The organism is Rothia nasimurium (genome assembly GCF_928381705.1).
In the GTDB taxonomy this organism is placed as follows: domain Bacteria; phylum Actinomycetota; class Actinomycetes; order Actinomycetales; family Micrococcaceae; genus Rothia; species Rothia nasimurium_G.
The window spans coordinates 117,721-126,110 of the sequence record NZ_CAKMSR010000010.1; the positions used below are offsets into that span (position 1 = coordinate 117,721).

Consider the following 8,390-nt stretch of genomic DNA (forward strand, 5'->3'; position numbering starts at 1 on the left):
GGCGTAGAGGTTACTGCAGACCGGCGCGCTGCCCCAGCCAGGGCAGGGCGTCGGCGAAAGCCGCTTCCCAGACCTTCCACTCGTGTTTGCCCCGGTAAGTTTTCCACTGCACGTCGAGCCCGGCCTGCTGGGCTGTGGTGTAGAGGCCTTCTAGCCCCGAATGGTAGGAGGGGTCGTCGTCCGTCCCCATGGAGAAAATCCCGGTGGGGCCGGGTTTCGTGTAGGTACCTTGGGCCAGCATACTGGCCGGGTCGTTAGCCCGGTAGGCTGCTGTATCGCCGCTAAAGCCCTGGCTGATGGTGAGTTCTTCACTGCCGAGGGAGGGGTTAGCTTCGCCCGACATATCCAGGAAGGTGGGGTAGACATCGGGGGCCCGCAGGGCGGTCTGGAAGGCGCAGGTGCCGCCGTTCGAGAGCCCGGCGATAGTCCAGTGAGAATGGTCGGTATCGACCTGCAGGTTGCTAGTAATCCAGGTGGGAACAGTCTCTTGCAGATAGGTGGCTACCTGCCCCTGCGCAGCATCGCTACAGAGGGGGTTATTCCAGTCGCCGCCAAGCTGGTCGACCACCACCACAACGGGGGCTAACCCGGCGTGATCCGCAGCGTAGGAGTCGAGTATGGTCTGCACCCCGCCGAGGTTGAACCAGTCGGCAGGAGCGCCGGGCTGCCCGGCCATGAGGACGACGACGGGCAGCAGCGGACGCGGATTACTGAAGTAGGCTGGGGGTAGATAGACATAGGCATCACGTGGTGTAAAAGCAGGATCATCTGCGGGTATATTTTCGCGGATGACGGTTCCTGCGCTCGCCATATCGGCCGGGGCTTTCCACGCGCTTGCCAGGGTTTGCCCGCCGGTATCGTAGGCGGTGACGGGGGTAGAGGCATCTGCCTGGGCCAGGCTGCTGGTGGGTACGGTAATTCCCAGGGCGGACGCCAGGGTGGGGTAGCCCCCGTAGTAGGCGTTGAGCCCCAGCCCGGTAAGGACAAGCCCCAGAACTACCGTGAGGGTAGCTGCCGTGACCGAAAGAGCCCGGCGCAGGCGTCCGCGCCCTGCCCAACCTGCCGCGGTGAGAATTACTGCATAGATCACCACCCACAGGGCGTAGCCCGACCAGAGCCAGGTGGGCGCGTCAATGCCCTCAGCGACGGGGTGCCACACGTTGTTGGTGAGGTAGGCAGTGAGGGCAACGAGAGCCGCAACCACCAGCACAATCAACAGCTGGGTACGCCAGCGCACAGCTCCCCTAGACCGCACCAGGAGCACTAGCGCCAGCACCACCGCAAGCCCAATCGCTAGCGGCCCCCAAAAGTTGGCGCGCAGGTCAACGGAGCGGGCAAGGTCAGCGAACATTACTTCTCCTGGGAGCCTATGGCCTGCACGATACCCAGTACGTCTTTAGCCTTCATTTCGGGCAGGTAGGCGTGGGAGACCGCGATGCCGATCGCCGGTAGGTCACCGGAGTCGGGGGTGACCAGATACATGGGCTCAAAACGCGGGCGGAACTTGGCCTTGAAAGTCAGCAGAGAACGGAAGCCGTAGAGGGGCTCCATACGCTCACCCAGGTAGTCTAAGAGCCGGTCAAGGCCGCTGCGTTCTGCCGGAGCAACAGAGTGGGCCAGGGGAGCGCCGGAGAGGGAGAGAATCTTGAGCCCCTCGTCCTTGGCGTCCTGGGCTGCCGAGGCAATCAGGAACTCCATGGAGGCAGCGAAGACGCCCTCGGCGTCGCGGCGGCGCATGAAGTCCAGGGTGAGGCCGATGACGCGGCCCTGCCGGTGCACAGGCATCCAGGAGGTTACCCCGTGAATGAAGCCGCTCTCATCAAGGGCGAGCAGGATGCGGGTATCGGGGTCCTTGAGCTCTTCGAGACCGCCGAGCGTAAAGCCCATCTCGGGCAGGGACTTCTCAGAGACCCAGCCTTCAGAAATCTCAACAATCTGGGCCCATTCGGCCAGGAGCAGGTCATTGTAGGTGGTCCACTTGGTGGTGATGCCCTGCTTGCCTGCCTGATTGAGGGCGGTGCGGATGGACTGGAATTTTTTACCCGAGAACTTGAGGTCAGCCAGGTCGATGATGGCTTCCTCGGCAACCTGCCAGGAACTCCACCCCAGGGCCTGGGCAGCCTGCTGGGTGGGAGCGTGCACCGAGTAAAGGGCCGGAGCCAGTCCCCGGTCGGTGCAGAAACGGGCGAACTCCTGCACGGCCTGATCAACTCGCTCGGGGGCCGCTGCCGGGTCACCGACAGTCAGGGCTACACCCCCGTGGTCGAGATAGGCAAAGCCCTCTTGCCCGCTGCTAGAAATCCAGTAGTTGCGGTTATCCCAGGTGCCAATCCAGCCCAGGGTGCCCGCCCCGTGGGCACGAACCAGCTCAAGGTAACGGTTGCGGTTCTGGGCGGTATCCCCGGCAGGAACGGTCAGTACCCGGTAGGTGCAGATAATGAGGGTGAGCCAGGTCAGGGCGGGGGCCAGCCAGTGCAGCGAGGTAGTGAGCCAGGAGGTGCCGGCGTAGGAGGGCGGGAGCACATACCAGGCGGCTGAGGGCAGGAGCTTGACCAGGTAGTCCAGGGCAAAGGGCAGGGGAGTGGGGTGAGGGGCAAAGCCCTGCGGGAAGACCGTGGCTACAACCGTGACCAGCACCAGCCCGGTAAGGGCTACCAGCCCTACGGTCTGCGCGGACGCCCGCAGTGCCCGGCTCGATGAGGCCAGCGGGAAGTAGCGCCAGGTGGCTAGAACCAGGGCAATCAGGGCGGCAGGTACCAGCACGGGCACGAGCAGGCGGGTGCCGGCGTCCTCAAGTTCTGCGATTGCGCCCAGAGGCGCAAGGTGCTGGCCTAGCACACCGGAGTAAATCACTAGGCGCAGTACCGAAAAGAGCAGGATGACCCCCTGCAGCACCAGGATGCCGTAGGCGGCTAGACGTCGCCCTCGCGCTAGTCCCTGGGCAAGAACAAGCTGAAGGATGAGGGGGAAGAGGGCCAGTGCGCTCGCTAAGAATCCCTTGGTCTGCTCTAGATAGACCTGGTGGGCGCACAGGGTGCTCGCTGCATTGCTGGCGCAGAGCGAGTTAAGGGCGGCATCGGTAAGGTTGCCTGCTCCCACTTCGTAGCGGGCTGCCGCTAGGGGGCCTACGGGGTTGGGGGCATGGGCGGCGAAGAAGATACCCAGAGAAATTGCAGCGATGGTGAGAGCTACCAGGGTACGAGCTTCATGGCGGGTTCCCACCAGAGAATGCTCGCGGGTGGGTGCCGGTATCAGAAAGACTCCGCAGGCCCAGCCGGTGAGCGCTGCCAGCACCAGCCCGATATCGTGCAGGGAGCCACCAAAAAGGAACAGGCCCAGGAGCAGGGTACAGGCGAGCAGGCGGACGCGGCGCCGCCAGATGATGGAGTAGGTACGACTTGCAGCCAGGAGGGAACCGGTCAGCATGAGAGGCAAGCCAAAGACCGAGTGGGTGGTCAGTGCCTGGGCCCAGCCGGGTATGAGCCCCTCTGCTACTGAGAAGACGATGGTGAGGGCTGCAGCGGGGGCCAGATAGCTCGCTAGCGCTGTGAGTGTGAACCGCCAGGTGCCCAGGGCTCGTTCGATCAGGGGCCCGACCAATACAAGGATTATCAGGAAGAAGATGGTGCTGACCGGCTTGTAGTTGATGATGATGCCGGTCAGCGGCTCCCATGTTGCGGTGAAGTTACCCGGCTGGAAGGTCAGGGCCGTTGCCCGCTCCCGCCCGAGCAGGAGCTGGGTGGGTAGGCCAATGAGGGCCAGCACCACCAGCAGGGCTGTTAAGGGCGCAGCGGTGATGTAGGTGGTGAGGTATTCACGGGCCCAGCGCAGGCGCCGGGCGGACGCACGCTGAGAGTCGGTGAGGGCCGGGGCCGGGGGAGGTGTCGAGGGCACAGCAGGATCCTGGTCAGTTATGCAAAGAGTGAGGTGTTATTCTCGTTCAGTATAGACCCGGCCTATCAGCGCTAAAATAAGCCTGTCCCTGTTAACACCACCCCAAGCTGTAAAGAAGTACCTGTGAACGCCGACCCCCTTGAACCCCGCCCTCACCTGCTAAGCCAGGACGGGGGACGCGTCATCGCCTGGCACGAATTCGGGCAGACGGAATCGCCCAGGGCTACCGCCGTGTACTGCCACGGAACCCCTGGCACCGGCTACGAGGCACTTTTCCTTGACGAGGCAGCCCGTGAACTGGGTATCCGCATTATCGCCCCGGACCGCCCGGGGCTGGGAGCGTCGGACGCCGTCCCCTACCGGCTGGTTGGCACCTGGGCAGAAGAGGACGCCGCTGCCATCATCGACCACCTGGAGCTTGGCCGCTTTAGCGTCATCGGCTTCTCCGGCGGTGGGCCCCACGCCATGAGCCTGGCGGCCCTCCACCCCGACAAGGTAGAACAGCTTATCCTACTGGCCCCCTTCACCCATCACCCCCTCTGGGAGTCCCACTTAGGGCTTAACCTCACCCCGCTGCGCGTTCACTTCTCCCACCTCACCCTCTCCTGGTTCCCCAAACCGCTCATCGACCTCACCTCCCGCGCCCTGAGCCGCCCCCTGGCGTCCGCCTCGACCTTGGCCTCCGCCCTGGGCCGCGACGTGCAGGGCCACACCGCCGCCTACCGCATGACCATCTCCCACGACTACGCCCTGCAGTTCTCCATCAAAGGCGGGGTGCAAGACGAGTACGCAATTCAAGACGACTGGGGATTCGCAGAGTCCACCGTTAAAGCCCCGGTTCATCTCTGGGTAGCCGGGCGCGATCTGGCCATCAAACCCGCCCGCGCTCGCAACTTAGGGCTCCGCCTGGGGGCTCAGATTCACGAGCTGCCGAGTGACGGACATTTTTCCCTGCTGATTAACCATGCGGCAAGCGTCCTCGCACCGGTTCTACAGCGCACGGTAAACTGTTAGGCGTGACTCTACGTTTTTATGATTCAGCAACAGCAAGCGTCCGTGATTTCACCCCGGTTCACCCCGGCGAAGCCCGCATCTACTACTGCGGTGCCACCGTTCAGGGTGCCCCGCACATTGGGCACGTGCGCTCGGGCCTGGTCTTTGACCAGCTCTCTCGCTGGCTGACCTACCGCGGTTACAAGGTCACCACGGTTCGTAACGTCACCGACATCGACGACAAGATTCTGGTGAACTCGGCCGCCTCTTTTGAGCCCGGCTACGCCGGCGAACACCCGGCTGAAGAGTGGTGGGCCCTGGCCTACCGCTTCGAGCGGGTCTTCGGGCAGGCCTACGCCTCCCTCAACATCGCACCCCCCACCTACGAACCGCGCGCTACCGGGCATATCCCCGAGATGTTTGCCCTCATTCAGCGCCTCATTGACCGCGGCCATGCCTACCCGGCGACGGATGGTTGCGGCGACGTCTACTTCGATGTGCGCTCCTGGGAGAAGTACGGTGCCCTGACCCGCCAGAAGATTGACGACATGCAGGCCGCTCCGGACGCCGACCCCCGCGGCAAGCGCGACCCCCGCGACTTTGCCCTCTGGAAGGCTTATAAGGAAGGTGAGCCCGTCACCGCCTCCTGGGATTCCCCCTGGGGTAAGGGACGCCCCGGCTGGCACCTGGAATGCTCGGCTATGGCGGGTAAGTACCTGGGTGAGACTTTTGATATTCACGGTGGCGGCCTCGACCTGCGCTTCCCCCACCACGAAAACGAGATGGCCCAGTCCCAGGCGGCCGGCTACGGCTTTGCCAACTTCTGGATGCACAACGGTCTGGTCAACTACGAGGGCGAGAAGATGTCCAAGTCCATTGGCAACATCATCACCCCCGCCCAGATGCTCGAAGCTGCCCGCCCCCTGGTCGTCCGCTACTACCTGGGCCAGGCCCACTACCGCTCCGTCCTCGACTACCACCCCACTTCCCTCGAAGAGGCTCGTGTAGCCGTTGAACGCGTTGAAGCCTTCTTGGCCGCAACCCGCGACTACCATCGCGAAGACGCTGCGGTACCCGATGCTTTTGCCGAGGCCATGGACGATGACCTCAACATCCCCAAGGCTCTGGCTGCCCTGCACGCGGGCGTCCGCGCCGGTAACGCAGCCCTGGCTGCCGGTGAATCCGCCCAGGAAGCCGCCGAGCAGGTCTACGCTATGGCCAAGGTGCTGGGGCTGGTTGAGCTCATGTCCTTCAGCCAGGCGGGGGCTGCCGCCAACGAACCCGGCGAACACGCAGCGCTCGACTCTCTGATTCAGACCATGCTGACCCAGCGTGCCGAAGCCCGTGAGGCTAAAGACTGGGCCCGCGCCGACCAAATCCGTGACGCCCTGGCCGCTGCCGGTATCACCGTCAAGGACGGCGCATCCGGCTCCACCTGGTCCCTCTAGGCCTCATAGCCCTCCCGCTACCGTGCTCCATCTCTCGCCCCACAGGGGGCAGGGGGTCGGTAAGCTAGAAAACAATTCATAGACATCAAACAAAGGACACACCCCATGGCGAAGGCAGGCTCACGCCCCGGCGCAACCAATAAGAAGAAGGGCCCCACCAAGGGCACCGGCGGCCACGGCCGTAAGGCCCTCGAAGGCCGCGGCAACACCCCCAAGGCAGAAGACCGCGTCTACCACAAGGCCTACAAGATGAAGAAGGCCGCCGAAAACCGCAAGGCAACAAACACCCTGCGCTCCCGCCAGCCCCGCCTGGGCGGCAAGCGTGCCTCCGACGAACTTGTCACCGGCCGTAACTCCGTACTTGAGGCCCTGCAGACCGAGATCCCTGCCAAGACCCTCTTCGTCATGTCCCGCATCGAGGTCGATGACCGCGTCCGTGACATCATGACCGAAGCCAACAAGCAGGGCCTGCCCATGCTCGAAATTGGCCGTAACGAGCTGGACCGCCTGACCGACCACGCCGTCCACCAGGGTGTCGCTCTGCAGATTCCCCCCTACAAGTACCCGGACGCCGGCAATCTGGTCCTCGACACCATGGATCTCTGGTACGACAAGAAGATGAGCACCCCGCCCCTCTTCGTTGCCCTGGACGGTATTACCGATCCCCGCAACCTGGGCGCCATCATCCGCTCCGTTTCAGCCTTCTCGGGCAACGGCGTCATCATTCCCGAGCGCCGCTCGGCAGCTATGACTGCTTCGGCCTGGAAGACCTCATCCGGTGCTGCTGCCCGTATCCCCGTAGCTAAGGCCACTAACCTGACCCGCGTGATCCAGCAGGCTAAGGACGCCGGCATCTTCGTCGTCGGTCTGGACGGCGGCGGCGACGTAGACCTGCCCAACCTCGAACTGGCCTCTGAACCGCTCATGATTGTTGTTGGTTCAGAAGGCAAGGGGTTGTCACGACTGGTCACCGAGAACTGCGACCAAATCGTTTCGATTCCCATTAGCTCAGCGATGGAATCGCTCAACGCCTCCATGGCAGTAGGAATCTCCCTCTACGAGGTATCCCGCCGCCGAGCTGCCTAAGCTCTATATAAGAACGAAGTGCTCTCCCGCGATAGCGGGGGAGCACTTCTTGTTTATCTAGTCTTTAGGGTGCGGCAGACTCACTCTCGCTGCCGACCCTCTCGCTGGTTCGCTGAGGCTCACAAGCGATTCACGCCAGCCCCGGTGCCAGCAGCTTCGCTGTGAGTCTGCCGCCCCCGCACAAACATAAGAAACTTATGTGAGTCAGAATAAGGGCCTGGCTCACATAAAATCCCTAAAATCAAGCCTTCTGTAGATCTTTAAAAAAACTTTAAAAAATCTTTTCTTCTGGTAATTATGGTTTTGACTAGGTCGTTTGCTGTTCTTGGTGGTGGCTCTTGGGGTAGAAATGCCCCAAAAGTATCTCTTTCGGGTTGCGCGGTCTGAAAAACCTGCGTAGAGTATTACGAGTCGCCACGGCACAGGGGAAACCCACCAAGCGACAAAACACCTAGTCACATAGCGAATTCAGGCCCAAGCAGGCAGCTGATCATCAGGACTCATACGAGTCAGGTTGTGAAGTAACAAACCAGCCAAAAGCCACTGTGAGACACAACACGGAACACCGAGTTGACACACAGAAAAGAAACGCGATAGACTAGACGAGTTGCCCAAACGGGTAACACGAAAAACTGAGAATGACCGATACGAAACACCGGCCAACATCTGGCTAGGGTTGAGAATGCGGTTTGTTGCTTGAAAACTCAATAGCGTACCAATGTTATAAATAACATTCTTATCGTCCACACTACACACTAGTGTTCACAACGAACACCAGGTAGTGCGGAAATTGAACTGATACCAAATATTTATATAACAATGTGAGAAACCAACGGTTTCTCACAGAATTTGATAATCAATTGGTTTCAGATTCGTCAGCTCGAACCACACCACCCCGTGGTGAATGGTTCGCTAACAATCAGAGACCAGGATCATCAACTACTTCATTATTTTTCTAACGGAGAGTTT

5 protein-coding genes are annotated in these 8,390 nt (G+C 61.6%); 3 read left to right on the forward strand and 2 right to left on the reverse strand.

The features are described from left to right. Positions 1-10 precede the first annotated feature (10 nt). Positions 11-1,351 carry an alpha/beta hydrolase gene (locus L6762_RS09375; RefSeq protein WP_237186989.1) on the reverse strand — a complete coding sequence of 447 codons (1,341 nt, stop codon included), beginning with the start codon at positions 1,349-1,351 and terminating at the stop codon, positions 11-13. Beyond that, entirely contained in the window at positions 1,351-3,894 is a 2,544-nt protein-coding gene (locus L6762_RS09380; RefSeq protein ID WP_237186990.1) for a bifunctional lysylphosphatidylglycerol flippase/synthetase MprF, read from the reverse strand. Before L6762_RS09380 ends, L6762_RS09375 begins: the two co-directional genes overlap by 1 nt. 123 nt (positions 3,895-4,017) lie before the next feature. Here L6762_RS09380 and L6762_RS09385 point away from each other — a divergent pair, with 123 nt between their 5' ends. From L6762_RS09385 to rlmB, 3 genes are all read left to right on the forward strand, one after another. Continuing rightward, complete coding sequence (locus tag L6762_RS09385) at positions 4,018-4,908, forward strand: alpha/beta fold hydrolase (RefSeq protein WP_237186991.1); 891 nt, start codon at positions 4,018-4,020, stop codon at positions 4,906-4,908. A 2-nt stretch (positions 4,909-4,910) separates the two neighbouring features. Next, on the forward strand, positions 4,911-6,335 hold the full coding sequence (gene cysS, locus L6762_RS09390; protein ID WP_237186992.1) for a cysteine--tRNA ligase: 1,425 nt from the start codon (positions 4,911-4,913) through the stop codon (positions 6,333-6,335). Positions 6,336-6,440: 105 nt separating this feature from the next. Next, the gene (rlmB, locus tag L6762_RS09395; RefSeq protein WP_237186993.1) at positions 6,441-7,421 is read left to right on the forward strand and encodes a 23S rRNA (guanosine(2251)-2'-O)-methyltransferase RlmB; all 981 of its coding nucleotides are present in this window, start codon (positions 6,441-6,443) and stop codon (positions 7,419-7,421) included. Positions 7,422-8,390 lie beyond the last annotated feature (969 nt).